Source organism: Caproicibacter fermentans (assembly GCF_009746625.1).
GTDB lineage: Bacteria > Bacillota > Clostridia > Oscillospirales > Acutalibacteraceae > Caproicibacter > Caproicibacter fermentans.
Genome location: NZ_VWXL01000003.1, coordinates 1 through 24256, shown reverse-complemented (window position 1 = coordinate 24256; position 24256 = coordinate 1). Strand labels below are relative to the sequence as shown.

Sequence of the window (24256 nt, the reverse complement as noted above, 5' to 3'; positions counted from 1 at the left end):
GTTTACTGTTGTCATTTGTATGAGTAAGCTGTTGAAAAAAAAGCAGGACACCTAAAACCGAAAAAGCTGAAACAACCACTTTTTTCCGCCGAAGATTATCTCCGTGCTTTTGTGCCGCCCAAAAAGCAAACCGAGCTGCTCCGCACCAGAAAATCGCGCCAATTGTACGCAGCCCTTCAAAAATCCACGGAGCACGGCTCCATGGAGTGAAGGCAAATTCGATCAGAGCGGAAATCAGCAAAACCGTGAAAACAGCAGGAAGGACGAAGCGAAGCCTTGCGAAACCGTATGCAAGGAACCAGCCCAGAAACAGCAGGAACAGACCGAAAAGCACATTGAAGCCCAGTTCGCTCAGCCGGTAAGCCAAATCCGGCGGCCTGCCCGCTTCCTTAGCCGCGGCCCGAAATCCCTGCGTGTAGCAGATCATCCGGAACAGTGTTACAATCCAAAGCAGCGCCGCAAAAAGAGAGATTATCATCCATATGTTCTTTCGCAAAGCTTTGCTTCCTCCTTTTTCAAAAAGCTATATAAACGTGGAACAAAGAAACGGCAAATCCCGGCGCAGGTTTACGTCAGGATTTTTTACCTATTTTTGAATTTTTTCCTTGTCCCTGTCTTCGCTGATCTGCTGCTTCTCGGAACAATCGTGATCGGCTTTGCCATTCTGCTTCCCTCTGGACAGATACAGAAGATAGATTGCAATGCCAAAATTGACGATGACGGCAAAAAATGTAAACGGATGAATATAATCCACTAAACTTCTTCCCGTACCCAGGAAAGCAACCCATTCATATTCTGTTACCCATATTGACTGTACCGTATCGGCACAATACATCATATTAAAGAACAGCAGCGCAAGTCCAACTACTCTTATGAAAAGCTTTTTCATTAATCCGAACCCCCTTTCCTGTAAAAATCAGCGGGCCAACAGCTTTTCTCTGACGGCCCGCTGTTATTGTTTGGGGTCACTACTTTGAAGTAGAGTCGGGGAAAGCTGCATTGAGACATTCCGTTGCTTTTTTTAATGTCGTTTGGAATTTCGTAAGACTGTCTCCCTTGCCGATGTCTTTTGTTTTAACAAATAAACTGTCCGAGAGAGAAACTAATGTTTCAGTGTTTTGCTGAAAGGAACGGTCTGTGGGGAATTGACCTTTCTCCTGCAGGACTTTTTTTAAATTCCTTTGATAAGCCGCCTTTGCGTTGAAAAAATCAGCAAATCGTGAGTTTAGCTCCTGAGGAAGAACCGGTTCGTTCAGTCCTTTTTGGCTCGTGTAAATAATTTTGATATACCTTGGCTGAGCTTTGGTATCGCAATCGATATAACCCAAAAGATAATCTGCCGATCTCTTGTCGCCGGAGGACGATTCCGCTATCTTTTTTACCATATCCTGAAATCGGCAGCAGTCCTCAAACCATTGAAGGTTAAATGAATTGATGAGAGCCTCTTGTAAATGAGTTTCCGAAACCCTATTTGCGGCGAATTCAGAGGAAGAAGATTGGCAGGCGGTACCTAACCCGACCAAAAAGAGAATTGACAGGACAATAACTGCTTTTTTCATCATTCAGCTTTTCCCTTTACTTAACAAGTGTGGACTCCTGTTTTTCCCTTGGGATTTTTTGTTCCGTTCACAGAACACCTGAGGTCCTTGTTTTGAATAGAGAGGTCAATTTCAGAGTCTTTTGTTGGTAGTGAAAGAGAAAAATCATATGACTGTTGTGAATTTATGATAATGCGAATCGGCGTTACAGTCGTTGCTGTTTGAAAAATGAGTGGTTCCGTCACAGGGAGAACCGCCCTTTGTTAACAACTGTAGATTTCCATTGATCATGAAGTCCCCGCTGATACGGCATGTTCGGCCTTCGTTGGCAAATCATCAATCCGTATAATACTCAGTAAATCAGTCTCATCCTTATCTGCTTGGATGCTTTCCCTAGACATATGGGACCAACACAGATAATGATTGTTCGTGAAAAATCCGCTCGTAAAATCAATTTCACCCGGCGATAAATCAACGGTTCTGCGAAGCAGCCGGTCAAACGCGATGGCCTTTTGCCCGTATCGCCACAGGGCAATCCGTTTACTCAGGCAAGGCCATGAATAACCCATATTCGAATAATCGGGTTTCTCTTTTCGGACCAGCGTTTCAACCCCGTTTTCTACTAAATGCAGATCCATCAGCAGCAACGTTTCTTTTGGTGAAGCTCCTGTTTGAAAAGATTGGGATACGTACATGACAGAATCGCAGCCATCGGTCGCATAATCATAGATTCGAACTCCTTGTTTCATGCAAGGCTTTTTTTGACTGCCTTTCAGCTTGTTGATGACGCTGTAATTCAGTTCAGGATTGCTTGACTCATCTTTACACAGACCGAAAACCCCGGTTTCCCCAAATTTTGGAACCGCGAACTGTTGAGCAATCGTTTTTTTATGACCGGTTTTCAGATCGTATTCGTAGGTTTCTATGGTATAGTTTTTGTCCGCATCCACCTGAGTCACATGATCCAGAAGAACACGGTCGTCTTTCAGGGAGGGGGTCGGCTGATTCCCTGAAATGGGGTTGCCGTTTTGATCCATTGCCGTTTTAAATATCCGGTTTGTTTTGTTGGATTTTCTATTATACGCATAGATTTCGCAATTGGGATCCGCCATACTATCCTCGCCGAGGTTTTGTTTCCAAACGACCCAATTGTCGTTGATACAGCCATATGTGATGTTGGTTGGCCCTTTTGTGGAAGCGATATGCGTCTCTTTGCCCGTATTTAAATTATGAACAACAAGTGTTTCATTAGGATCAACATATAACAGATCACCCGTTTCGGATATGGAAAGGCAGAGTTCATCATAGAAGTTCAAATTAATAACGGGTATATTCCCCCATTCCGATTGGATCGTTCCTTTTACCTCCGATTCCGTTGACAAAGGGCCTTGCGATGACTGGGGGTTGGACCGAGAAGACAAAACTTCTTCAGAGGCGGCTGATGAGATGGGGGCTTGGGAGGAAGGTGTTTCCACCTTTCTCCCGCACCCAGACAGGACCAGCAAAAGACATGCTGCAAAAAAACATCCCGCCTTATTTACCATATAATTCCTCTTCTTTGAACATATTCTGAAAAGTCGGAGGCAGATGCTGTCAAATAAGGGGATTTAATATTATCTGACCATTTGACGGAACTTGCACCATAAATCGGTTCGGCCCAGTGAATCGTGTCCCCATTATTCAAATATCCGTCAATCGCAACCCAATGTCCCAGGTTTCCACTTATATAGCCTTTAGGTCGCTTTTCACCTTTTTTAAAATTAAAATTAGCGGCAATGCCGTGACCGCTGTCAACATCAGTTCTTATCTCGCTTTTCAAATCGCTGCTGCTTGGAGCTGACTCTGGCTCATACCAAGAAGTATCGGCATATTTATTTAATACATTTTTCATAACGTATTGATTCACCGAATCAGCATACCATGGGGTTGACTGAAACTTTTCTGTCTGGAGATTATCGTTTGAAGCAAGCTCAGACTGTGTCATATCGACATCAAATACTTCTAAAATTGCTTCTGCTGTAGCAGGACCGCAATAATAATTTTTTTCTTGGGAAATTTGATACAAATCGGAAATGTACTTATCTGCGGACGCTGTTAATTCTTTTCTTATTGCCGGAAATAGAGATAAGCCGGATACTTTTCGCGCATTTTCAGTATCTCCGACAGCAATATAAAAAGATTTTAATTTTTTTTCAATATCAGCTTGGGATGCGTTTCCTTCTTGATAATCCTGATATACCTTTGCAAACGCTTTCTTTTCGATTTCGCCAGGCATGACCGGGTACTTATCCAATATCAGTGTTCCATCGAAATCACGTTTTTCTTTATTCGCGGAAGACTTTTTACTGGACGTTTCCGCGAACGCGGGCACACAAACCATCATGGACAGGGCAAAAACCAGAACCAGGCTGATCGCTTTTTTCCAAGTCTTTAACATTTTTCTACCTCCTAATTTTGTTTTGATTGACAGGCGTACAAAAGGAGGTCGCTTGGGGAGATTCTTCCCTGCTGTCGGGAACCATCGGTATCATCCTCTTTCTTTTTTATTTCTTCCCATGCGCATTGGAAAGTTCCTGTTTTTTCCTTGGAATTTTTTGTTCCGTTCATATAACACCTGCGGTTCTTGTTTTGTTACACTGTTTTAATTTAAAATTTGAATATTTTGTAAAATCACTTAATTTTTATGTTTTGGATTTAAAATCATTAACAAATAAAAGTTCTTGTCAGCGGATACTGACATTTATTAAGTCTTCACTCTTTCGTAAGCACAGCAAAAACGCCCGGTGCGTTTTTAAACCACACCGGGCGCTGCTATTGAGAAAATTTATTTTTTCTTTTTAAAGCCGTCTTTGAGCGAAACGGAACGGTTGAACACCGGGTGCCCCGGTTTGCTGTCGCGGCTGTCCAAGCAGAAATAGCCCTGCCGCAGAAACTGGAACGCGGCGGGCGCCTTCTCTTCCGCCAGCCAGGGCTCCACCTTGCAGCCGTTAAGCGCTTTCAGGGAATTGGGGTTTAACTCTTCCAGAAAATCCCCCGCCTCCGGGTCCGGAACGGTAAACAGGCTGTCATACAGACGGACTTCCGCATCCACGGAGGTTTTGGCGTCCACCCAATGGATGGTGCTTTTTACTTTTCTGCCGTCCGGCGTATTGCCGCCGCGCGTTTCCGGGTCATATTCGGCGTATACCACCGTAATATTGCCGTTTTCGTCTTTTTCACAGCCGGTGCATTTCACCACATAAGCGGTTTTTAAACGCACTTCGTTTCCGGGGAACAAGCGGAAATACTTTTTTTCGGGGACTTCCATAAAGTCCTCGCGCTCAATCCACAGCTCGCGTGAAAAGCTGACCGGACGGGTGCCGGCCTCCGGACGCTCCGGATTATTCTCTACGTCGAACCGTTCGGTTTTATCCTCCGGATAATTCGTGAGAACCAGCTTGACCGGATCCAGAACCGCCATGGCGCGGCGGGCGTTCTCGTTCAGGTCCTCGCGCAGGCAATGCTCCAGAAAACCGTATTCCACGGTGGAATTTACTTTCGCGACGCCGATCCGTTCGCAGAAATTGCGGATGGAAGCCGGCGTGTACCCCCGGCGGCGCAGGCCGCAGAGGGTCGGCAAGCGGGGGTCATCCCACCCGGAAACGTAGTTGTTTTCAACCAGCTGCCGCAGTTTGCGCTTGCTCATGACGGTATTGTTGATGCCAAGGCGCGCGAACTCAATCTGGCGGGGCTTCGCGGGAAGATTGATATGCTCGATCACCCAGTCGTACAACGGGCGGTGATCCTCAAACTCCAGCGAACACAGCGAGTGAGTGACTCCCTCGACGGCGTCCTCGATCGGGTGCGCGAAATCGTACATCGGGTAGACGCACCATTCGGTTCCCGTGCGGTGGTGCGCCATGTGATTGATGCGGTAAATCACCGGGTCGCGCATGTTAAAGTTGCCGGAGGTCAGGTCAATTTTCGCGCGAAGCGTCATGCGCCCGTCCTCAAACTCGCCCGCCCGCATGCGGTGAAACAAATCAAGGCTTTCTTCCGCGGGGCGGTCGCGGTACGGGCTGCGCGCCGGATGCGTCAGGTCACCGCGGTATTCCCGGAATTGCTCCTGCGTCAGCTCGCAGACATAGGCGAATCCCTCGCGGATCAGCTTTTCCGCCAGTTCATACATCTTCGGAAAATAGTCGGAGGCGTAATAAAAGCGGTCGTCCCACGAAAAGCCAAGCCACTGAATATCTTCGCGGATGGCGTCGACATATTCGACGTCTTCTTTTGTGGGATTGGTATCGTCCATGCGCAGATTGCACAGCCCGTCGAATTTTTCCGCCGTTCCAAAGTCGATGCAGATTGCCTTGGCGTGCCCGATGTGCAGATATCCGTTCGGCTCGGGGGGAAACCTGGTGTGAACCGTCTTCCCCTCAAAGCGCCCGCCCGGGGCAACATCCTCTTTGACAAAGGTATGAATAAAATTTCCGGCGCTTTCGGTTTCTTCCGCGCTCTTGATCTCTTCGCTCATCATACCGACTCCTTGTTCAGTTTTTCAAGACCGACGTTCAGGCGGCGCAGCGCTTCCTCTTTGCCAAGGAAACACAGAATTTCGATCGCCCCGCCGGGGGTTACCTTGGTTCCGGCCGCCGCGATGCGCACAGGCCAGAGCAGCGTTCCGTTTTTAACCCCCAGTTCCTGTGCAAGCCCCATCAGGGTATCATGGATTGGCTCCATCGTCCAGTCGCCAAGCTCCTCCAGCTTCGCAATCGCGGATTTCAGCATGGCCACACTGTTTTCAAGATTTGTCTTGCTCTTTTTATTGATATAATCGTCGACCGGATAATCGGGCAGTTCCTTTAAAAATCCGATCATACCCGGAATATCGCTGAATTTGGTCACGCGCGGCTGCAGAACCCCGGCCAGCACATCCCAGGAATAATCGCCCTGCGGGAACAGCTGCCGAAAATAAGGCATCGCGTTTTCCAAGAACTCTTCCCGCGGCATGGCGCGGATGATTTCCCCGTTGAACCACAGCAGTTTGTCGTAATCGAATACCGCCGGCGATTTGCTGATTCCGTCAATGGAGAAATTTTCGACCAGCTCCTCAAGCGTAAACAGCTCCCGGTTGTCCTTCGGGCACCAGCCAAGCAGGGCTATGTAATTGACAATCGCCCTGGAAAGGTAGCCTTCTTCAATCAGGTCATGGAAGCCGGTGGAACCGTGCCGTTTCGAGAGCTTGGAAACGCTTCCGTCCGCGTTTTTACCCATAATCAGCGGCAAATGCACATAAGTCGGCACATCCCAGCCGAACGCCTCGTAGAGAAGATTATACTTCGGCGTAGAGGACAGGTATTCGCTGCCGCGCACCACATGGGTAATTTTCATCAAGTGGTCATCGATGACGTTCGCGAAGTTATAAGTCGGGTAACCATCGGATTTCAGCAGAATCTGGTCTTCCAATTCCCTGTTTTCAATCGTGATCGGACCGTATACCACATCGTCAAACGTGGTGGAACCCTCAATCGGCATCTTCTGACGAATCACATAGGGTGTTCCTGCGGCCAGAAGCCGTCCCACTTCCTCGGCCGACAGATTTCGGCAATGACGGTCGTAGCCGCCGCCGTTTTCCTCCTTGGATTCGTGCAGGGATTCCAGACGTTCCTTGGTGCAGAAACAGCGGTAGGCTTTGCCCTCCGACACCAGCTGCTCCGCATATTTCCGGTACAAGTCTTTTCGTTCGCTCTGTACATAGGGGCCGTAGCCGCCGCCGAGATCCGGGCCCTCGTCATGTTTGAGTCCCACCATGTCAAGCGTGCGGTAAATAATGTCCAGCGCGCCTTCCACATACCGTTCGCGGTCCGTGTCCTCGATGCGGAGGATAAAATCCCCGCCGGCGGATTTCGCAATTAAATATTCAAATAATGCCGTCCTCAGATTCCCGACATGCATCATGCCGGTGGGACTGGGGGCAAATCTAGTCCTGACTTTCTCCCGCATGGGTCACACCCTCCTGCTTTTTCGTTCACTGCCATGAAAGATTCTGATTGTAGATTATACCAAATTTCGGCGGGATAATCAATGAACGTTCCCCTTTTTTTGCAGGAAATCAAGGTATTCCTCCAGGCACAGGTCCTTTTCTTTCATCATCCGCGCGTTTTCCACCCCAACATAGCGATAATGCCACGGCTCATATTTGATTTTGGTGATTTCCTGTTTGTCCTTCCGGTACCGCAGAATAAACCCGTAATCCTGCGCGTGTTCGTCCAGCCATTGAAACGCGGGCGTTGTGTCAAAATCGTCCCGCACCCCGTTTAAATCAAGCGCAAGGCCCGTGCTGTGCTCGCTGTAGCCCGGGCGGGCTACCGATTTTTCCGCGTATGCCTCCGCCTCATCGGGAGAAGAATAGGACTTGGAATACCCTTCGATCTCCTCCTGAAACAGTTCGCTCTGTCTTTCGCTGCTTCGGTACGCGGAAGAAATCCACAGCGATATTCCGTCGGCCGCTGCGGCAGCGTTCATTTTTTCATACGCGGCCGCGGCCCTCCGGTTAATCTGCACCTCATATACGGTGATAAGGTCCGGGTCATAATTGTCCGGCAGCTTATGGCTGTAATTCACCAGAATGAGATTTTTATCCGTTGAGGCGGCCGCAGATGTACCTCCGGAGGACGGCGAAGCGGCCGAGGCCGCCGAAGAAACGCCGGAGGAAGCGGCGCCCGCATTTGCCGCTTCCTCCCTGCTGTCGCGATAGGAATAAACCTCTAAAAATGTAATAACACACGCCGCAAAAAAAACAAAAACCGAAACAAAACCCGCAAAAACAAAAAGAAAATTTCTAAATCCTTTTTTGTGATTTCCCATTCTGCATTCCCCCCTGAAACCTAAAACTAGTATGGGAAGAATGCCGAAAATAATTCGTTTGATTCCGGACTTATTCCAGCCGCACGGCCGTGCCGGAAGCTGTTACCATCAGCATGCCGTTGTTTGCGCCAAGCACTTCATAGTCAAGCTTGACCCCGACCACGGCGTCGGCGCCAAGGCGCTGGGCCCGTTGTTCCATTTCGGAAATTGCGCTTTCCCTCGCCTGAATCAGCTCTTCCTCATAGGTGCCGGAGCGCCCTCCAAAAAAATTTGACAGCCCCGCCGCAAAATCCTTGATGAAATCCACGCCGGAGATCACTTCCCCGAACACAATCCCCTTGTACTCTGCAATTTTTCTGCCGTCGATCGAGGGCGTTGTTGTACAGACCATCGGTCACACTCTCCTTCTTCAATTCGATACACGGATATTATAAATCCGCGCAGCGTTCGGCGCAATCATTCTAATTGAATATTTGCCGCCATATGCTTCTATGACACGGTCTTCTGGGGATGATGTTATGAGCCGAAACGACTACGGTACAAAGCTGGTGCTGGCGGCCACGGCGTTCGCGCTGGATATTTCCCGGGAATTAAGCGCCGACGAAATGAATGTTCTCGGCGCTTTCCTGAATGTGGTCGGAGATCAGCTTTCCCTGATGGCCGCGTCGGAAGTATCCGAGCCGCTGTTCGGACAAAACGGAAACGGGAAAGACGGCGGATAAATCGAGAAAGGTTCCGCCGCCCTTCTTGATTTATCCGCCAAACGTGATATGATATTCGGTAACGGCAGCACAGAAGCGCGAAGTTTCGTCCTGTGCCTCTCTGGAAAGGCAGGAAACGAATGAATCTTTTTGATGTCATGGGTCCGATTATGGTCGGCCCGTCCAGTTCCCATACGGCCGGGGCCGTGAGAATCGGTTTCATTACAAGAAAGCTGCTCGGGGAACCGGTCACGGACGCCGAAATGCTTCTGCACGGCTCTTTTGCCGCGACTGGAGAAGGCCACGGGACCGACCGGGCGCTCGTCGCCGGACTTCTGGGGATGAACCCGGACGACGAAAACATTCCCAAAAGCTTTGATATCGCCGGAAAACAGGGAATGAAATTTCGGACAGGCGTCATCGCTCTGCGAAACGTTCATCCAAACACCGCGATGCTGCGGGTATCCGGAAAAAGCGGAAAAAAACTGGAAGTCGTCGCCTCTTCCCTCGGCGGGGGAAGAATCCGTATCTGCCGGATCGACGGTATCGAAACAAATTTTTCGGGAGACTGCCCGACACTGATCGTTCATAATCTGGATCAACCGGGTCACGTGGCTCAGGTTACAGAGCTGTTATACCAATATTCAGTCAACATTGCCTCCATGCAACTGTACCGAAACGTAAGGGGCGGCTATGCGGTTATGGTGCTGGAATGCGACCAGCCGATTCCGGCGGAACCGCTTGCTTCCCTTGCGCAGAAAGACGGGATTATTAAAGTTACCTATCTGAATCTTGACGAATAGCGGAGGATTTGCTATGGCATTTACATCTGTAAAACAGCTTCTGGCAGCGGCAAAAGAACAAAATCTTCCTCTTTGGGAAATCATTTTGGACGAGGACGTCAAGGACCGCGGAACCGGGCGGGAGGATTCCCTGCGGCAGATGAACGCGCTTTGGTCGGCCATGAAATCCGCCGGCGTAAGTTACCGCGCGGAGGCCCGTTCGAAAAGCGGCCTGGTCGGCGGAGACGGCGGCAAAATGGAGGAATACGCGAAAACCGGAAACGGCATTGTCAGCGGATTTTTTTCTGAAGTGATTGCGCAGGCGCTCCAGATGGGCGAATGCAACGCCTGCATGAAGCGGATCGTCGCCGCGCCGACGGCCGGTTCATGCGGCGTATTGCCCGCCGTACTGATTCCGTTTGCAAAGGCTAACAAAATCGAGGATCGACAAATCATATCCGCGCTGTTTGTCGCGGCGGGATTCGGACAGATCATCGCTTCGCGCGCGTCCATTTCCGGGGCGGAGGGCGGTTGTCAGGCAGAAATCGGCTCCGCCTCCGCCATGGCCGCCGCGGCCGTCGTCAGCCTGAAGGGCGGCACCCCCGAGATGTGTGCCAACGCCTGCGCCATGGCCTTGATGAATCTTCTGGGTCTGGTATGCGACCCTGTCGCCGGTCTTGTGGAGATTCCCTGTGTGAAGCGGAACGTGGTGGGAGCAGTCAACGCCATCAGCTGCGCAGACATGTCTCTCGCGGGAATCGGCAGCGCGATTCCGCCCGACGAGGTGATCGACGCCATGCGCGAGGTGGGCGATATGATGCCCGCCGCCTTGAAGGAGACCGGAACAGGCGGCCTGGCCGCAACCCCTGCGGGCATCACCGCAGCAAAAAGAATCCACGGAAACATTTAATGATGCCGCGGATTCTTCTTCACTTTTTCGGCGGCTTCATACAAAGCGGCCAGCAAATCAACCTCAAACTGGCTTGACATGGTGTCCAGCTTTACATAAGCTCTGCCAATATCCGTGCTGACATATTTGGGAGAAAGCCTGTTCAGCGCGTAAGAAATAATATCAGCTCTGCACTGGTCACATTTGCAGCAGCCGAGAGAATCGATGATTTCATCCAGTTTTTGTTCCGCAAGGCTTTCCGTAACATTTACAATTTTCATGGAACCCTCCCCATTTTATTTTCTTATATCATATCATCTATTAGGAAAAATTGTAAGTGCTTACACCTATTTTGTTTTTTATTTTTATGGTTGCATTTTTGGACTGATTATGGTATGATTATATAGTTTCTGGTACCTATTCCCTTGTGTTTAAAAGAGGGCCATTAGCTCAGTTGGTTAGAGCAACCGGCTCATAACCGGTCGGTCCAAGGTTCGAGTCCCTGATGGCCCACCAAACAAAAGCCGCATCAGACAGCCGTTTTTCGGTTGTTTGGTGCGGTTTTTTCACGCTTAATTTTAACGCAAAAGTACGATAAAAAACGCTATAATTCGCAATCATGCAAGTCAAAATGCATGTTAGAACATTTGTGCTTTTCTACCTTTTCGCCTCCACGAACCACCGGTTTTCTTCCAGCCAGAGACAGGCCTGTTTCCCCATGATTCGGCATGTGTAGCGGATCCCCGCGCCGCCGGCCTTGAGGGATGCGGCGCGCCGCACATCCAGCACCCGGTCAACTTCATACCGGGTTCCATCCTCCCACTTGACGGCAAGCGGCATAATGTGGCCGTCTGAATCAAACTCCGCGACAACGTCAACATAAACCTTTCGGATCATGGGCGATTCCTCCGAACATGTGTTTTGTTATAGTATAGAACACGTGTTCGGCTTTTACAAGCGGAAAAATGTAGAAAAACCGGCCCCGCCCACCACAGGCGGGGCCTTAATTCACTTTTCCGTTTTCCCCTCCACCTTCCCCTCAATCTCCTTCAGCTCCGCATAGATCATTGCCTGGTCCTGTGCAATCGTCTGAAGGTTCGCGTTCATGATTAAAAAAGCAAGCCCTCCGGAAATTAATCCCATGGGCCCTTTTTATATCTTACCATTGGAACATTTACTACAGTTTCAATCATTATGATATACTTTCCAACATTGCTGCCAGTTGAATAAATTTTGACTGAAGGTATGCTTTGTTGCTACTCTGGCCAACAACATTTATATGGTCCGTATTCTCAATTTCTTCAATATAATTCCAAGTTCCCTTCGGTGTATTACTCTTGAACTGGTATGTGCCATCCTGTGCCACACCGTAATTCTCATTATATGGGTCGCTGGAATCGCTGTGTGGCCGGGTTGCAGACCGAACGCTCACAATACCATCATTTTCCCACCAGGCCTCGTCAACTGTGACGTGCCCAACTGCATAATTGACATGATGCCCCATATAGATAGAACTCTTCAATAGGGCCAGATTCATATTCGGATAAGGAATCTGATAGTGCGGATAAACAGGCGAAGCGTATGTATCTGAACAAGAAATTGTGAAATAGTAGATGTCCGGTTGGGCCTTTGCGTACGCATTCAAAACAGCAGCACCGTCCGTATCAAGATCATAAATACTTAAGTCATTTGTCTTTTTCCAAAGGTTGCTGCTCATAACTCTCTTATAATAACTTACATAAGATTCGCCTGCTTCTCTCTCGAGCCCCCATTGATCAAGCCTAAAATCTAATCCCAAATTTGTATCATCAATATTTGTACCGGCTGCTGCGGCTAACGCCGCAACAAATTGATGCATAAGCGGCTCAAGTTTATACTCAGTATCATCGAATTGACTCCCGTCATGCGGAGTAGCTATCGTTGTGATGCTATCGATCCAATGCCGGCATTTGCCAGAAAAGAGAGGGCTCAGACTGCCATCCGTTGTCTCGGCCTGTTCTTGAGTATCGCCATTTTCTAAGAGCTGTGCAAGCATACGAATGGTCTCACCGCCCATACTATGACCGACCAAATGAATTTTAAGAATGCTGTCTGGCTCATTCAATTCCGGTAAAACGCCGCCGAATTTTCTACCGTATCGTTCGTGCCCATATTTCTTTGAATGCGCAGCGCCATAATCAACTGTCCCGCCAACAAGATAAGCATAAAGCTCACACGCCCTATCCCAATTACTTGAAACGGGGCCTATGGTTGGCGTATAGACTGTATATCCCTTGCTTTGAAGTAATTCTCTTATGCTATCCGTTCCGCCCCAATAATTTAAGTGCGCAATTTCAGTATTGCCCCATCCAAACAGTCCATGTACAAGTACAATAGGGTAATTATTAAGAGGCGAAGCTGTTACATTTTCAGCCTTCGAGCCTAAATGGAATGCAAAGCTAAAAATAAGCGAAAGCGAAAGCGCTAAAGAAATAATTCTTCTTGTCCTTTTCATTTTCAGCTACCTTTCTGAATCTTATTTTTTTAGAAGCACAAACATATAATACCATTATTTTACAGCTTCACAATATACAACTTTACGACTTTGTAAAAAAAGAGGGCACCCGGAAATTACTTCGCCTCCGGTCCCGGTCGCAACGCCCATGTACTCATGCTCATAGGCATCCGGCTTTGCGGCTTTCAGGTGTTCCGCTTCAAGGATGAATTTATTTCCCAGCCATCCCCGCGGCACGGTCAAATAAGTGCTGTGGTGTTCCACCATGCCGGGCATCGTAAACACCGTCTGGTCATTCACCCAGGAGCGTTGACTCCGCGGCGGGTTAAAAGAATAAAAGACGGTGAATTTCTCACCGCCTCTTAAAATCGACTGCTGAATCGACCGGATTTTTTCAGGCCCCTCGAATTCGTCGAGTTCCTCGAACCACAGGTATTTAATGTACCCCCGCGGGGCTTTAATGGATTTCATCTTCATCGGATCGTCGGCTCCGCGAAAAAGAATCTGCTGCCCGGTCGGCTTATAGGTAAGCCGCAGCGGCGACAGGGACGCCCGCCAAAGGTGGGACGCGCCGAGCTTGTCGATTGCCCACAGAAGTTGAGTATAGACGCTGTCTTTCAGGTCGATGCCATACCGGCGCAGCGCGGCGGCGTTTGTGAATTTTCCCGCCGCCGCGTCCCGCATGATGCCAAGCGGAATCTCAGTCCCGACGAAAGACGACTTTGCAGAACCGCGCCCGCCGCCCAGCTTATAAAACGTGTGGCCCTCCGCGGCAATGTCACGGTGCAGGCCGTAAAACGACGGGGCGATAATGTCAGTCAGGTTGACTGTCTTTGGGGATGTTGTCAACAATCTGAATCGCTCCTTCACCGGAAAGATTGACGTTGTCGGTAAACAGGCCAAGGCGGCGGCCCAACAGTTCCAAGGCTTTCAGCTTGTCGGCCATTTTGATTTCACGCTCCACACCTTCACCGTCTGCGGTCGGAATTGTTTTGACCTTGACCGAGGAAATCGCGGCGGTATCGTCCCGGGCGGCCCGGCTTTGATCGTCGCACTGTCGAAATCGATCACGTCCTGCGAATTGGCAAAGGCGACGCGGGCCAGTTCCCGGACAACGCGGTCGACAGTGACACCCGTCCGCTTCGACTGCTCCGCGAGGGCCTTGTCTATGCGCGCGCGAATCTGGGGTTTTCTCAGGTTCTCACTTCCAATATCGGAGGCTGCCGCGGGGCTATACCCTGCCCGGATTGCCGCCTGTGTGGCATTCAGGTCGATGAGGTATTCCTCACAGAAGCGTTTTTGTTTGTTCGTCATGGTTGTCACCTCCAAAAAATGAGTATAAAAACGGACGCCGCGATAGGCGTCCTGAAGTGATATCATAAAAATGCAGAGGGCAAACACACTAAATGTGATAAAATGAAAAGAGACAGGATGGTGTGTTATGAGGAAATATGACAAGGAATTCAAGGAAGAAGCAGCTGATTTCAAGGGACTTCATTTTGTGTCAATATGTATGCTTTTTCCATCAACAGTTAATTTATAATTTTGATCAATATCATTAACATACGCATAATAAGTTATACTGGAATCTATCGACGATTTACTTTTTTGGAACAATGAATTTCTGTTGTCTACAATATTGACTGGATCGTCAGTAAAAAGTTTCGATATAATAATATAATAATCGTTTGTATGTTTACACCAATAAACGCTCATCCTATAAATTTTCTCGTCACTATCCAGCCAGGTTTTAGAAAATGTCTCTTCATTGGTTGAGTAAATTTTTATTTTCCAACCTGTCTTACTTTTGGGAATAATTGACCGGGATCTCGCGCCTTCATTGGTATATAGAATCAAAGCCGACTTTTCCCCTTCAACAACCGTATTTATATCACCCATAACCGAATAGTTAAAAACAGTTTGCGGAGATGAAAAAGTAATGAAAAGATTTTCTACAGGTAATAAGGAAGATAAAGAACAACAGACTGCTGCAACCAGAAATGAAACTATAATTCCCCTCGTTTTTAAGACTTTCTTGTGCTTTTTATAAAAAAACAAAAGTCCTATGGAAAATAATATGAAAATAATTATTCTGACAATACTATACCACAATTTTATAATTAACCCTTAATACGTTGGTTGCGGAGAGCCAATCCACTGTCCGGTTCGAACAAATATTGCTGCTGCTGCAATAAACCATCCGCTGGCACTTACATTTAAATAATTAGTTTGATTGCTTTTATCGCTCAATTTGGCTGTAGTTGCACTTTCAAATCCCAACTTTAATTCTGCTAACGAAGCTCGCAATCCAAAACTATTTGACGCGGTTCCATTTTTTAATGATCCTGATACCCCTGTGTTGTTAAGCCCAAAACTTATATTCAGAGTAAAATTGGGTGCATTAAATCCCACGGATTCTCATATGACAGGCCGGGAGCAAATCACGATATTTATTACAATCCTAAAACAAAGACAACACTCCCGGTCAAGCACCACCGTGAAATAGATGATACTACCGCCCATAAAATGCTTCATCAAGCGGGAATCGAATGAATTTCCACTTCCTTACAAGGAGGAATCTTTATGTATTATGTTTATTCGGCAGTGTTTACCAAAGCAGAAACCGGCTATACCGTTGAGGTTCCCGACGTGCCCGGCTGCGTCACTGACGGCAGCACACTGGAAGAAGCGACCCGCATGATAAAGGACGCTCTCGGCGGCTGTCTCTGCACGTTGGAAGACCATGACGAGCAGTCGGTTCCCTCTCGCACCCCGTCCGATTTCACCCTTTCCGCAAATCAGTTTGCCGCTATGGTTGATATTGATACTGACCGCTACCGCGCCGAAACCGACAATCGTGCTGTTCGGAAAAACGTTTCCATTCCGGCATGGCTAAATTCCCGCGCTGAACGCGCTGGTGTCAACTTTTCTCAAACTCTGCAAGACGCCTTAAAATCGCAATTACATGTCCAGTAAAACAAAAATGCCCGCTCGGTGCTGTCACACCGGGCGGACGGAACGCAGAATTTTATTCGGGAGATGGGCAGCTCCGTGAATGCATTACCTACTATTACACTCATGATCCCAGCTACCAAGCACCACCTAACAATTCGGATTTAAAGCCCACCAAAGCAAAAGCCGCATCAGACAGCCGTTTTTCGGTTGTTTGGTGCGGCTTTTTCACGCCTTCTCACCGTTACCCCGCGCATTTTGGAATTAGTGGGATGACGCTCGTCGATTGGAGCAAGCTATTGTAAAAGGAGTTGTATACCATGAAATTTATTGCCTCAATGCTGATCGGATTATTGTTAGGGGCGGTTGTCCTCTTTTTGGAACCTTCGACCAAGAAACGTCTGAAATTTAATAATCCATTTCGAAAATAGAATACTCCTGAGCCGTCTCGGCGATGATACTGCCAGGCTACGGCCATCCATATTCCGCAGATCGGCAAATTCGGCGGGACTCCTCAAAGATTTTTCCCGGGCAACCGTGTTAAAAAAAGCAACAGAGACGAATTATATTTTTGAGTACCTTGTAGAAACTATCTTTGAGGTGATTTTTTGTATAGAAATTTGCATGAATTGCTTATGGACAGCGACAGCACGCGGCAGTACTTTATGAAGCTTCCTGTACAGATCCAGCTGACGGTTCACGATCAAAACGACAACATCAGGACGGCTGAAGAACTGCGCAGATACGTCGATCACATGACAAAGATCAAGGGCTAAGTTATTCCTTGCAGTCTTCGGCAATGCACTCATTCCCACTTTGTCGTAGGAATTTTCGACTGTCTTCGCAGAAACGGTAACAGGCCCCGCCCGAAGAAGACAGGACTGAAGAATGCTCCAAGGCCTCGGCTCGTTTCCCACCGAGGTCTTGGAGCACCTGTTATTTATTTTTCGCTTTATCGGAATTGGAATGATCGTTACTTTTTTGGCCGGAATCGGACTTTGCATTACCCGGCTTGGAATCGGAAGAGTTCGGCTTTGACTTGTCTTCTTCTTCATTGGACGCGCTGTTGCCGTTGTTTGATTTTTCCTTGATCTCCGTCTGGGCCGCCGAAGATGATGAATCCTGAATTTCAGCATCGGCTTTCTCCGACTTATTACTCTGGCCCTGATTCCCGGACTTGTCCAAATGATTCTGGGAAGAGGCGGCTTTGTTTGCGGAAGCACCGTTTTGCCTGGTCGGCTGAGAGGATACGCCCTGCGTCTCGGGTTGAGCGGAATCTTCCGAAGAGGCGGTTTCCGGGCTGCTCGAGGCGCTGTCCCCGTCGGTCCCGGTATCATTTTGCACATCCTCAGCATCATCGTCCCCGGAGGCCTTTTTCGTTTCTTTGATTGCTTTCATAATATCTTTTACGGGCTTTCTCAGCCATTGGGTAACATCAACACTGCTTGGGTCCCCCGTGCTGGCCTGCAGTTTTTCCACAAGGTTCAGTTTGCCGGGCGTGGTGTCAAGTGCGCGCGCCTCCTGGACTCTTTCGTACCCAACGCTGACGGACTCCACATCTACAGGCGTCTTCGCGTCATCCACTTCCTGTTCGGCAGTATCCTTCAGGTTGGTTGCCAGTTTTTCCGCGCTTGTTTCATTATCGCTGTAGGTCGCGATCATGATTCCACCCGGATCATCGGATTGAAAGTAGCCTTCCTGACTAATCTGTTGAACCGTGCTTCTGACCGCTTCGTCGATTGACTGATTTTGCAGATTTAACTGCTCCAGAACTTTTACGGCATCCTGATCCACTGCTTTTGCACTGAGAACCCTGCCGAACCGGTTGACGGAGTATTCAATCGAAGGGTTCACATCCAGGCTGACATAAATGCAAGGGGTGCAATAGGCCCACGCCGATACGCCGAACATAAGCGTCAAAGCCGCCGCGACAGTTATAGCCATTGTTTTCGCCGGATTTCCAAACACCTGCTTTTTCATTTCTATCACCTGTCCAATCGCATAATTTCTGTCTTTGACCTTGATTATGCAACCATCGTCCGACAGGGCCGCAGCATGAGCTCCCCTGATTTCTACAATAACGCCTTTCATCTGTTCAGCTCCTCCCGGACATATCGCATATATCCAGCGAGGAAGGGATAATCCCCGGTCATTATCTCTACCCCCGCTATGATATATTTACGGTGACGTTCCAGTATTTTTCGGGGCACTCCGCTGTTCTTTTCCAAAGTTTTGATCGGGAGGCACCTGGAACGCCTCATCTCACTGACCAAAACAGAGCTGCTTACGATGCAGGCAATGACCTTCGCGCATGCTTTTTTCGTCTTCTCTGCCTTTGGGGAACATTTTGTCAGATCAAAAAATGAAAATCCGTATCTTGAAAAGTCCTGTCCCGCGCATTCGATCTCCATTTTCAGAGAATCGTCCGCCGCCCTTTCGCTTTGATACAAAACCGCTTTTGACACCGTTGCGTTTTCTTCGCTCTCCTCCGGATCGGAATCCAGCGTGGAAAGACTCACTGCGGTTTCCGCGCGGAATTTCGCCTGAGACCGTATGTAATCGATTAGTTTTCTGCGAATTACAAGTTTGGCAAACCCTGAAAAGCTGCCTCGATCCGCCGAATAAGCCTTTACCGCCTGTGAAAATGCACCCAGTGCCACCGCCCACTCGTCGTCATTTTTTGTTAAATAACGTTTTGTTGTCTCCGATGCGCATTTCAGAATAAATAATTCATTTTTCCGTACAAAGGAATTGAAAAAAAGATCGTCCTTTGCCGCGCGGACAGCCTGTTGATTCATCTCGCACAAGTTTGTTTCTCCCTCCCAATTTTCCCCCGCTTATAGAATATCCGTTCGCTTCCTTACGAATCACCGCCTTGCAGGAACAAAAGATCATGATCCATAAGATTGATAACCTCCAATCCCGTTATTTGACAATTTCAGCCCTGATTTTGAATTTATTCTACCATAACCTGGGAAAGAGAATAATCTCGTTGTTCGAAAAACAACACAATTTTACGATTAGCTGCCTTCCGTTCCCTGCGATACCGGAATTTCCTGCTGGCAGTTCCGGACCGTAAAGCGGACATCGTCGGAACAATCAGCTCCGAAGACGATAAAGGCCCGCGAACAGGTTTGAAAGCTGTTCGCGGGCCCTTTGCGTTTCTGTTTTATGAAACCGTGACAATACTCAGCCGCTGAGCAGACTTTCCCTGTTCCGCCGCATAAACGCCCGCCTGACCGGAACCTGCCGCTCTGATTTGATAGAAATAACTGCCGCCGGACTGTGTGACGGAGACGGACTGGATGACCGAGCTGTTACCGGTGTTAAAATGTAAAACGGGATTACCGGAAGCCGGAGTAAATTTAAACATGTAGGTTTTGCCTTTCGACATGGTAAACAAATAGGGAGTGTCGGATCGAATCCCGGCGGGAACCTGACCGGAAAGCGTTCCGTTCGCGGTAAAGGATGCGGAAGCTCCGCTCGCGTCCTTGGTTGTGATCACCGCCGCGCCCGTTCCGGCATTTGTGATTTTAAACAGATATCCGTCGGAAGCTTTGCCGTAATAGGATACCGCCACCGCGGATGGATTGGAGGAAGTCGCGGTCGGAGCCGTCGAGCCGGTCGAATAGATCTTATAAATATAGGAATTATTCGATCCGAACGTATAAGAGGCCGTCGTGTCGCACTTGAGAGTCCCCGTCGAAACCGGAGCGCTACTTTGCAGTGTCCCGTTGGCGGTAAAGGATGCGGATGCTCCGCTCGCGTCCTTGGTTGTGATCACCGCCGCGCCCGTTCCGGCATTTGTGATTTTAAACAGATATCCGCCGGAAGTTTTGCCGTAATAGGATACCGTCACCGCGGACGGATTGGAGGAAGTCGCGGTCGGGGCTGTTGAACCGGTCGAGTAAATCTTATAAATATAGGAATGATTGGACCCAAATGTATATGAAGCCGTTGTGTCGCATTTCAAAGTTCCGCCGTTATCGGCAGAACCGGAGTTGTCCTGTGGAGTCGAAACGGTGGATGTTCCGGAACCGACCGCCGTAAAGGATACCGCGGTCCCATTCCCCGCCGTCGTCGTAATTACTGCCTCGCCCGGTCCGTTATTCGTAATCTTATACAGGAAGCCGTCCGTCAGCCTCTTGGAATAGGACACACTGACGGCAGCAGGATTCGAGGAGGACGCGGAGGGCGTAAAGGTGTCGTTGGTCGTAATCTTGTAATAATAAATCGAGTTCGTTCCGAATGTATAGGTTCCGGTGGTATCACAGGTGAAATTCTGCTCGGAAGAATCCGGTACCGTAGGAGTCGTGATCCCATCGCCGCTGCCACTGCCGCTGCCGGAATAATCGTAGAAACTGTAATCAACGTCACACGAGCCTGATACACCGGGCACCGACCTTTGGCCGTACTGCCACATGGTATATGGGCTGAAGCTCGTCATGTCCGTACTGTGCGCTATCCATGTGTCGTACTGTGCGACCAGCGGACTGGTCAAATGAGCTTTGTAAAAGCTGTAGTAGCTGTAAACAACGGTCTTATACCCGGCCGCCTCAAGTTTACTGCAAAAAGCCTGTACCATCTGTCCGAGCGTGTCTGTGGACAATCCCCACTGATCCTTGTCCTCAACATCATAGGCGACAGGATAGTCCAGTTGTCTGCCATTGAGAATATGCAGGCAGAAGTCGGCCTCCGTTTCCGCCATTTCCACGCTGGTGGCGTAACTGTAATGATAAGCGCCAACCTTCAAACCGTTTGCCTTCGCGTTGGAATAATTGGTTTCAAAGTACGGGTCTGTCTGCGTAGACCAGTTCTCACTGCCGAATCCGGTACGGATCATGGCAAAATCAATGCCGTAATTTTTCACGGCGGCCCAGTCAACTGTTCCCTGATAGCGGGAAACATCGATCCCCTTATAAGCGACGTTGACAACACAGGACGCGCTGTACGCGCCTGTTGTAGCGGTTACAATCGTCTGACCGATTTTTTTGCCGGTCACCTGCCCCTGGCTGTCCACCGTGGCAATCGTGCTGTCGGCGGATGTCCATGTAACATCCGTATCGACCGAGGAACCAAAGTAAGCGCATAATGTCGTGTAATCACCCACTCTTACTCCGATCGACGACTCATTGAGTTGGAATCCCCCCGAACTGTTATCTGCAGCAAAGGTCGGAAAAGACATTAGTATCATACCAGATACGACCAGGATCAGAGCAAGAATCTTTTTTTCAACACTGTTCCTCCGTTTCATTTCATTTTGTAGAAAGCGAACTTTCCGTCGAATTCTGTTACATTATTTATTATATTTTTTTGGCAGTTTCCTGTCAAGCGAATACTACAAAAAGAGGCTTCCTGTTTTTGGGAACAAATCAATTCTTCTTTCTATTTTTCCTTTTTGTCTTGCGCTTCCAAAACTCTGCATGATATAATATTAACAATTAAACCGAAATGACAATTTGGAGGGAAATTGATAATATGGCTGTTAAATTTATCACGGCGAAGGAAGCCGCGTCCATGGTGCCGAACGGTGTTAACTTTGGGTCAAACGGATTTATGGGCACTGCCTTTGCCGAAGAAATCGCGATGGAACTGGAACAAAGGTTCCTGGAAACCGGCGAGCCGAATCAACTGACCCTTGTTTTCTGCGCCGCCCAAGGGGACAACGACAAGCGTGGCCTCCAGCATCTGGCCCATGAAGGCATGGTCCGCCGGATGATCGGGGCCCATTATGGAATGGCCCGCAAACTTGGGGAACTGGTTGTACAGAACAAGGTGGTCGCCTATGACTTTCCTCAGGGCGTCATGTGCCATCTGCTCCGTACCACGGCTGCCCATCAGCCCGGCGAACTGACCCAGGTTGGTCTGGGAACCTTTGTCGACCCCCGGGTTTCCGGCGGAAAAATGAACGACATGACCAAGAAGGAAGAAGATCTTGTCCAGCTCCTGCAGGTAAACGGCGAGGATTATCTTTTTTATAAAAGCATCCCTCTCGATTATGTCATCATTGGCGGTACCTATGCGGATGAAAATGGAAATATCTCTTTTGAACGGGAAGGTTCTAAAGCGGAGGCCCTCGCCATGGCACAGGCTTGCCGAAATTCCGGCGGAACCGTGTTCGTCCAGGTGCAGAAAGTTGTAAAGGCAGGTTCGCTAGACCCCCAGAAGGTTGAAATTCCGGGCGTCCTGGTCGATTATGTCGTCGTGGCAAGCGATCTGAAATACTGCGCACAGAACTTCGGCACCGAATACAATCCGGGGTTTTCAGGCGAACACCGGATGAGCCTGTCGGAATTCACGCCTGCTCCCCTGAACAGCAAAAAGGCAATCGCGCGCCGCGCCGCCATGGAGCTGGAGAACGACAGCACCGTCAACCTTGGGATCGGCGTTCCCGAATTCATCTCTTCCGTTGCGGTGGAGGAAGGAATCAGCGATAAATTCACCCTGACCGTGGAATCCGGACTGTTCGGAGGAAATCCGCAGAGCGGGCACGATTTCGGCGAAAGTCTGAATCCGGAAAGTATGATTGCAATGCCCTCCATGTTTGATTTCTACGACGGCGGCGGACTGGACCAGGCCTTTGTCGGATTTGCTCAGGGGGATACCGCCGGCAACGTCAATGTCTCGAAATTCAGCGGAAGACTTCCCGGGTGCGGCGGATTTATCGATATTACGCAGAACGCAAAAAAGCTCTATTTTTGTGGAACCTTCTCGGCGGCCGGACTGAAAACGGAAATCGGCGATGGCAAACTGAAAATCGTCACAGAAGGAAAGTCAATGAAATTCTGCGAGCAGGTCGAGCAGATTACTTTCAGCGCGAAAACCGCAATCGCAAATAATCAGCCGGTTATGTATATTACGGAGCGCGCCGTATTCCGCCTGACCAAAGACGGTTTGATGCTGTGCGAGGCCGCGCCGGGCATCGACGTGGAAAATGATATTTTGTCGCTCATGCCGGTACGACCTATCATTTCTCCGGATTTTCATCTGATGGACGCACGGATTTTTATAGATGAAAAAATGGGACTGAGCGAATAAAGATTTCTCGCCTTTTTAACCGAACATTGTCATAGGCATTTGCTTACATATGCTGTTATTTTTGTACTATTAAAAACGACCGAAAAACAATCTAAAAAGCCGGGACAGCCAATATTTTCTGGCATGGCTGCCCCGGCTTTTGGGTTTAATATTCAATTAATTTCAAAGGAAGATTGCCGGCGGCAGAACCTAAGCCGCGAAACCCTCACAGCCTTCTTGAGCCACAGGCTGCGGTGGTGCGGGGCCCAGTTAATAGAGACGCGCGGAAATAAAAAAACAGCAGCCCATGCTTTAACACGAACTGCTGATTATGGCTCCCCAAGTTGGACTCGAACCAACGACCCTGCGGTTAACAGCCGCATGCTCTACCGGCTGAGCTATTGAGGAATATGAAGATGTTGGCATCACCTATTGTTCCGGGCCGTTACCAGCCAAGTATCTTCGGCGCAAATGAGCTTAACTTCCGTGTTCGGAATGGGAACGGGTGTACCCTCATCGCAATCGACACCAACTATATTCAACTATTTAATGATCAAACTTGGTGACCCGTGCGGGAATCGAACCCACGTTAACGGCGTGAGAGGCCGCTGTCTTAACCGCTTGACCAACGGGCCATATCCAACATCTTTTCAGCCGGCACGGAGGTCAGGGTCCCTGACCCCTTTCCGACTTCCTCTTGGTGCACCATCAGGGATTCGAACCCGGGACACCCTGATTAAGAGTCAGGTGCTCTACCAACTGAGCTAATGGTGCATAGACCATGCGGTCAGCACGCGCCTCCGGCGATTAAACCATCGGCTTACGGGAACTTCCCGCGCTGCTTTTTCAGATACATATCGTACCCTCAAAACTGAACAAAACTGGAAGCAGAAAAAGAGAAACGAACGGGCGAACCAAAAATATGGTCAAGCCCTCGGCCTATTAGTACTGCCAAGCTGAACACGTTACCGTGCTTACACACGCAGCCTATCAACCTTGTAGTCTTCAAGGGGCCTTACCAGCTTATGCTGTGGGAT

The 24256-nt window shown here is 48.9% G+C and carries 26 protein-coding genes, 4 tRNA genes, 2 rRNA genes and 1 pseudogene; 8 read left to right on the top strand and 25 right to left on the bottom strand.

The window, feature by feature from the left end; translation table 11 throughout:
• Nucleotides 1–586: 586 nt before the first annotated feature.
• The 8 genes and pseudogenes from CAFE_RS00405 to CAFE_RS00370 form a co-directional block, all read right to left on the bottom strand.
• Entirely contained in the window at nucleotides 587–889 is a 303-nt protein-coding gene (locus CAFE_RS00405) for a hypothetical protein (RefSeq protein ID WP_156989467.1), read from the bottom strand.
• A gap of 79 nt (nucleotides 890–968) precedes the next feature.
• Nucleotides 969–1562: a hypothetical protein gene (locus CAFE_RS00400; protein WP_156989466.1), complete on the bottom strand. Its 594-nt coding sequence runs from the start codon at nucleotides 1560–1562 to the stop codon at nucleotides 969–971.
• 263 nt (nucleotides 1563–1825) lie between these two features.
• The gene (locus tag CAFE_RS00395; RefSeq protein WP_156989465.1) at nucleotides 1826–3082 is read right to left on the bottom strand and encodes a hypothetical protein; all 1257 of its coding nucleotides are present in this window, start codon (nucleotides 3080–3082) and stop codon (nucleotides 1826–1828) included.
• Nucleotides 3083–3198: 116 nt separating this feature from the next.
• Nucleotides 3199–3975, bottom strand: a pseudogene (locus CAFE_RS00390) (C39 family peptidase); the annotation flags it as partial.
• Nucleotides 3976–4362: 387 nt separating this feature from the next.
• Entirely contained in the window at nucleotides 4363–6051 is a 1689-nt protein-coding gene (locus CAFE_RS00385; RefSeq protein WP_156989506.1) for a glutamine--tRNA ligase/YqeY domain fusion protein, read from the bottom strand.
• Nucleotides 6051–7520 (bottom strand): glutamate--tRNA ligase, encoded by a 1470-nt coding sequence (gltX, locus tag CAFE_RS00380; protein WP_156989464.1) that lies wholly within the window; start codon nucleotides 7518–7520, stop codon nucleotides 6051–6053. The genes CAFE_RS00385 and gltX overlap by 1 nt, the downstream gene beginning before the upstream one ends.
• A gap of 78 nt (nucleotides 7521–7598) precedes the next feature.
• Nucleotides 7599–8384, bottom strand: a complete 786-nt coding sequence (locus CAFE_RS00375) for a M15 family metallopeptidase (protein ID WP_066643321.1) — start codon at nucleotides 8382–8384, stop codon at nucleotides 7599–7601.
• A 70-nt stretch (nucleotides 8385–8454) separates the two neighbouring features.
• Entirely contained in the window at nucleotides 8455–8775 is a 321-nt protein-coding gene (locus tag CAFE_RS00370; RefSeq protein ID WP_066643316.1) for a putative heavy metal-binding protein, read from the bottom strand.
• A gap of 127 nt (nucleotides 8776–8902) precedes the next feature.
• Between CAFE_RS00370 and CAFE_RS00365 the strand changes: the two genes are divergently transcribed.
• From CAFE_RS00365 to sdaAA, 3 genes are all read left to right on the top strand, one after another.
• Nucleotides 8903–9106: a hypothetical protein gene (locus CAFE_RS00365; RefSeq protein WP_066643313.1), complete on the top strand. Its 204-nt coding sequence runs from the start codon at nucleotides 8903–8905 to the stop codon at nucleotides 9104–9106.
• Between the two features lie 119 nt (nucleotides 9107–9225).
• The gene (sdaAB, locus tag CAFE_RS00360) at nucleotides 9226–9888 is read left to right on the top strand and encodes an L-serine ammonia-lyase, iron-sulfur-dependent subunit beta (RefSeq protein ID WP_156989463.1); all 663 of its coding nucleotides are present in this window, start codon (nucleotides 9226–9228) and stop codon (nucleotides 9886–9888) included.
• 13 nt (nucleotides 9889–9901) lie between these two features.
• Nucleotides 9902–10777 (top strand): L-serine ammonia-lyase, iron-sulfur-dependent, subunit alpha, encoded by an 876-nt coding sequence (gene sdaAA / locus CAFE_RS00355; protein ID WP_156989462.1) that lies wholly within the window; start codon nucleotides 9902–9904, stop codon nucleotides 10775–10777.
• On the opposite strand, the gene CAFE_RS00350 is transcribed toward sdaAA, so the two are convergent.
• Nucleotides 10774–11037 (bottom strand): late competence development ComFB family protein, encoded by a 264-nt coding sequence (locus CAFE_RS00350; protein WP_066643305.1) that lies wholly within the window; start codon nucleotides 11035–11037, stop codon nucleotides 10774–10776. The two genes, sdaAA and CAFE_RS00350, sit on opposite strands and share 4 nt — an antisense overlap.
• A 158-nt stretch (nucleotides 11038–11195) precedes the next feature.
• Here CAFE_RS00350 and CAFE_RS00345 point away from each other — a divergent pair.
• Nucleotides 11196–11272, top strand: a tRNA-Ile gene (locus tag CAFE_RS00345).
• Nucleotides 11273–11413: 141 nt separating this feature from the next.
• On the opposite strand, the gene CAFE_RS00340 is transcribed toward CAFE_RS00345, so the two are convergent.
• The 8 genes from CAFE_RS00340 to CAFE_RS00315 form a co-directional block, all read right to left on the bottom strand.
• Complete coding sequence (locus tag CAFE_RS00340; protein WP_066643303.1) at nucleotides 11414–11653, bottom strand: hypothetical protein; 240 nt, start codon at nucleotides 11651–11653, stop codon at nucleotides 11414–11416.
• 111 nt (nucleotides 11654–11764) lie between these two features.
• Complete coding sequence (locus tag CAFE_RS20265; protein ID WP_267459217.1) at nucleotides 11765–11899, bottom strand: hypothetical protein; 135 nt, start codon at nucleotides 11897–11899, stop codon at nucleotides 11765–11767.
• 49 nt (nucleotides 11900–11948) lie between these two features.
• Entirely contained in the window at nucleotides 11949–13250 is a 1302-nt protein-coding gene (locus CAFE_RS00335) for an esterase/lipase family protein (protein ID WP_066643301.1), read from the bottom strand.
• 54 nt (nucleotides 13251–13304) lie between these two features.
• Complete coding sequence (locus CAFE_RS00330; RefSeq protein ID WP_066643297.1) at nucleotides 13305–14102, bottom strand: PBSX family phage terminase large subunit; 798 nt, start codon at nucleotides 14100–14102, stop codon at nucleotides 13305–13307.
• Nucleotides 14065–14238: a hypothetical protein gene (locus CAFE_RS20565; protein WP_413814406.1), complete on the bottom strand. Its 174-nt coding sequence runs from the start codon at nucleotides 14236–14238 to the stop codon at nucleotides 14065–14067. Before CAFE_RS20565 ends, CAFE_RS00330 begins: the two co-directional genes overlap by 38 nt.
• Nucleotides 14181–14564, bottom strand: a complete 384-nt coding sequence (locus CAFE_RS00325; protein ID WP_407926837.1) for a terminase small subunit — start codon at nucleotides 14562–14564, stop codon at nucleotides 14181–14183. Before CAFE_RS00325 ends, CAFE_RS20565 begins: the two co-directional genes overlap by 58 nt.
• A gap of 180 nt (nucleotides 14565–14744) precedes the next feature.
• Nucleotides 14745–15362, bottom strand: a complete 618-nt coding sequence (locus tag CAFE_RS00320; RefSeq protein ID WP_156989461.1) for a hypothetical protein — start codon at nucleotides 15360–15362, stop codon at nucleotides 14745–14747.
• A gap of 15 nt (nucleotides 15363–15377) precedes the next feature.
• Nucleotides 15378–15662, bottom strand: coding sequence for a hypothetical protein (locus tag CAFE_RS00315; protein WP_156989460.1), 285 nt, complete (start codon nucleotides 15660–15662; stop codon nucleotides 15378–15380).
• Here CAFE_RS00315 and CAFE_RS20560 point away from each other — a divergent pair.
• The 3 genes from CAFE_RS20560 to CAFE_RS00300 all read left to right on the top strand — a co-directional run bounded on the left by CAFE_RS20560 (nucleotide 15630) and on the right by CAFE_RS00300 (nucleotide 16978).
• A complete protein-coding gene (locus tag CAFE_RS20560; RefSeq protein ID WP_083209942.1) occupies nucleotides 15630–15803 on the top strand; it encodes a type II toxin-antitoxin system HicA family toxin in 174 nt (57 codons plus the stop codon). The two genes, CAFE_RS00315 and CAFE_RS20560, sit on opposite strands and share 33 nt — an antisense overlap.
• A gap of 30 nt (nucleotides 15804–15833) precedes the next feature.
• Nucleotides 15834–16226 (top strand): type II toxin-antitoxin system HicB family antitoxin, encoded by a 393-nt coding sequence (locus tag CAFE_RS00305; RefSeq protein ID WP_156989459.1) that lies wholly within the window; start codon nucleotides 15834–15836, stop codon nucleotides 16224–16226.
• A gap of 584 nt (nucleotides 16227–16810) precedes the next feature.
• A complete protein-coding gene (locus CAFE_RS00300; protein WP_156989458.1) occupies nucleotides 16811–16978 on the top strand; it encodes a hypothetical protein in 168 nt (55 codons plus the stop codon).
• A 160-nt stretch (nucleotides 16979–17138) separates the two neighbouring features.
• Here CAFE_RS00300 and CAFE_RS00295 read toward each other — a convergent pair whose 3' ends face one another.
• The 3 genes from CAFE_RS00295 to CAFE_RS00285 form a co-directional block, all read right to left on the bottom strand.
• Complete coding sequence (locus tag CAFE_RS00295) at nucleotides 17139–18293, bottom strand: anti-sigma-I factor RsgI family protein (RefSeq protein ID WP_066643291.1); 1155 nt, start codon at nucleotides 18291–18293, stop codon at nucleotides 17139–17141.
• A complete protein-coding gene (locus CAFE_RS00290; protein WP_066643498.1) occupies nucleotides 18290–19000 on the bottom strand; it encodes a sigma factor in 711 nt (236 codons plus the stop codon). Before CAFE_RS00290 ends, CAFE_RS00295 begins: the two co-directional genes overlap by 4 nt.
• 371 nt (nucleotides 19001–19371) lie before the next feature.
• A complete protein-coding gene (locus CAFE_RS00285; protein ID WP_166525031.1) occupies nucleotides 19372–21312 on the bottom strand; it encodes a GH25 family lysozyme in 1941 nt (646 codons plus the stop codon).
• Between the two features lie 368 nt (nucleotides 21313–21680).
• On the opposite strand from CAFE_RS00285, the gene CAFE_RS00280 reads away from it, so the two are divergent.
• Nucleotides 21681–23240, top strand: a complete 1560-nt coding sequence (locus CAFE_RS00280; protein WP_066643286.1) for an acyl CoA:acetate/3-ketoacid CoA transferase — start codon at nucleotides 21681–21683, stop codon at nucleotides 23238–23240.
• 311 nt (nucleotides 23241–23551) lie between these two features.
• Here the strand turns inward: CAFE_RS00280 and CAFE_RS00275 are convergent.
• The 5 genes from CAFE_RS00275 to CAFE_RS00255 all read right to left on the bottom strand — a co-directional run.
• Nucleotides 23552–23627: transfer RNA gene (locus CAFE_RS00275), tRNA-Asn, on the bottom strand.
• A 9-nt stretch (nucleotides 23628–23636) separates the two neighbouring features.
• A 5S ribosomal RNA gene (gene rrf / locus CAFE_RS00270) occupies nucleotides 23637–23752 on the bottom strand.
• A gap of 27 nt (nucleotides 23753–23779) precedes the next feature.
• Nucleotides 23780–23854 (bottom strand) — tRNA-Glu (locus CAFE_RS00265).
• A gap of 63 nt (nucleotides 23855–23917) precedes the next feature.
• Nucleotides 23918–23993 (bottom strand) — tRNA-Lys (locus CAFE_RS00260).
• Between the two features lie 148 nt (nucleotides 23994–24141).
• A 23S ribosomal RNA gene (locus tag CAFE_RS00255) occupies nucleotides 24142–24256 on the bottom strand; the annotation flags it as partial.

Excerpts from the sequence above, each read along its gene's own strand:
- gltX (WP_156989464.1), bottom strand. The coding sequence starts at position 7,520 with ATGCGGGAGAAAGTCAGGACTAGATTTGCCCCCAGTCCCACCGGCATG.
- CAFE_RS00290 (WP_066643498.1), bottom strand. The coding sequence starts at position 19,000 with ATGAATCAACAGGCTGTCCGCGCGGCAAAGGACGATCTTTTTTTCAAT.
- CAFE_RS00340 (WP_066643303.1), bottom strand. The coding sequence starts at position 11,653 with ATGATCCGAAAGGTTTATGTTGACGTTGTCGCGGAGTTTGATTCAGAC.
- CAFE_RS00305 (WP_156989459.1), top strand. The coding sequence starts at position 15,834 with ATGTATTATGTTTATTCGGCAGTGTTTACCAAAGCAGAAACCGGCTAT.
- sdaAA (WP_156989462.1), top strand. The coding sequence starts at position 9,902 with ATGGCATTTACATCTGTAAAACAGCTTCTGGCAGCGGCAAAAGAACAA.
- CAFE_RS00385 (WP_156989506.1), bottom strand. The coding sequence starts at position 6,051 with ATGAGCGAAGAGATCAAGAGCGCGGAAGAAACCGAAAGCGCCGGAAAT.
- CAFE_RS00280 (WP_066643286.1), top strand. The coding sequence starts at position 21,681 with ATGGCTGTTAAATTTATCACGGCGAAGGAAGCCGCGTCCATGGTGCCG.
- CAFE_RS00375 (WP_066643321.1), bottom strand. The coding sequence starts at position 8,384 with ATGGGAAATCACAAAAAAGGATTTAGAAATTTTCTTTTTGTTTTTGCG.
- CAFE_RS00370 (WP_066643316.1), bottom strand. The coding sequence starts at position 8,775 with ATGGTCTGTACAACAACGCCCTCGATCGACGGCAGAAAAATTGCAGAG.
- CAFE_RS00335 (WP_066643301.1), bottom strand. The coding sequence starts at position 13,250 with ATGAAAAGGACAAGAAGAATTATTTCTTTAGCGCTTTCGCTTTCGCTT.
- CAFE_RS00405 (WP_156989467.1), bottom strand. The coding sequence starts at position 889 with ATGAAAAAGCTTTTCATAAGAGTAGTTGGACTTGCGCTGCTGTTCTTT.
- CAFE_RS00395 (WP_156989465.1), bottom strand. The coding sequence starts at position 3,082 with ATGGTAAATAAGGCGGGATGTTTTTTTGCAGCATGTCTTTTGCTGGTC.
- CAFE_RS00400 (WP_156989466.1), bottom strand. The coding sequence starts at position 1,562 with ATGATGAAAAAAGCAGTTATTGTCCTGTCAATTCTCTTTTTGGTCGGG.
- CAFE_RS00365 (WP_066643313.1), top strand. The coding sequence starts at position 8,903 with ATGAGCCGAAACGACTACGGTACAAAGCTGGTGCTGGCGGCCACGGCG.
- CAFE_RS00295 (WP_066643291.1), bottom strand. The coding sequence starts at position 18,293 with ATGAAAGGCGTTATTGTAGAAATCAGGGGAGCTCATGCTGCGGCCCTG.
- CAFE_RS00350 (WP_066643305.1), bottom strand. The coding sequence starts at position 11,037 with ATGAAAATTGTAAATGTTACGGAAAGCCTTGCGGAACAAAAACTGGAT.
- CAFE_RS20265 (WP_267459217.1), bottom strand. The coding sequence starts at position 11,899 with ATGGGATTAATTTCCGGAGGGCTTGCTTTTTTAATCATGAACGCGAAC.
- CAFE_RS00325 (WP_407926837.1), bottom strand. The coding sequence starts at position 14,564 with ATGACGAACAAACAAAAACGCTTCTGTGAGGAATACCTCATCGACCTG.
- sdaAB (WP_156989463.1), top strand. The coding sequence starts at position 9,226 with ATGAATCTTTTTGATGTCATGGGTCCGATTATGGTCGGCCCGTCCAGT.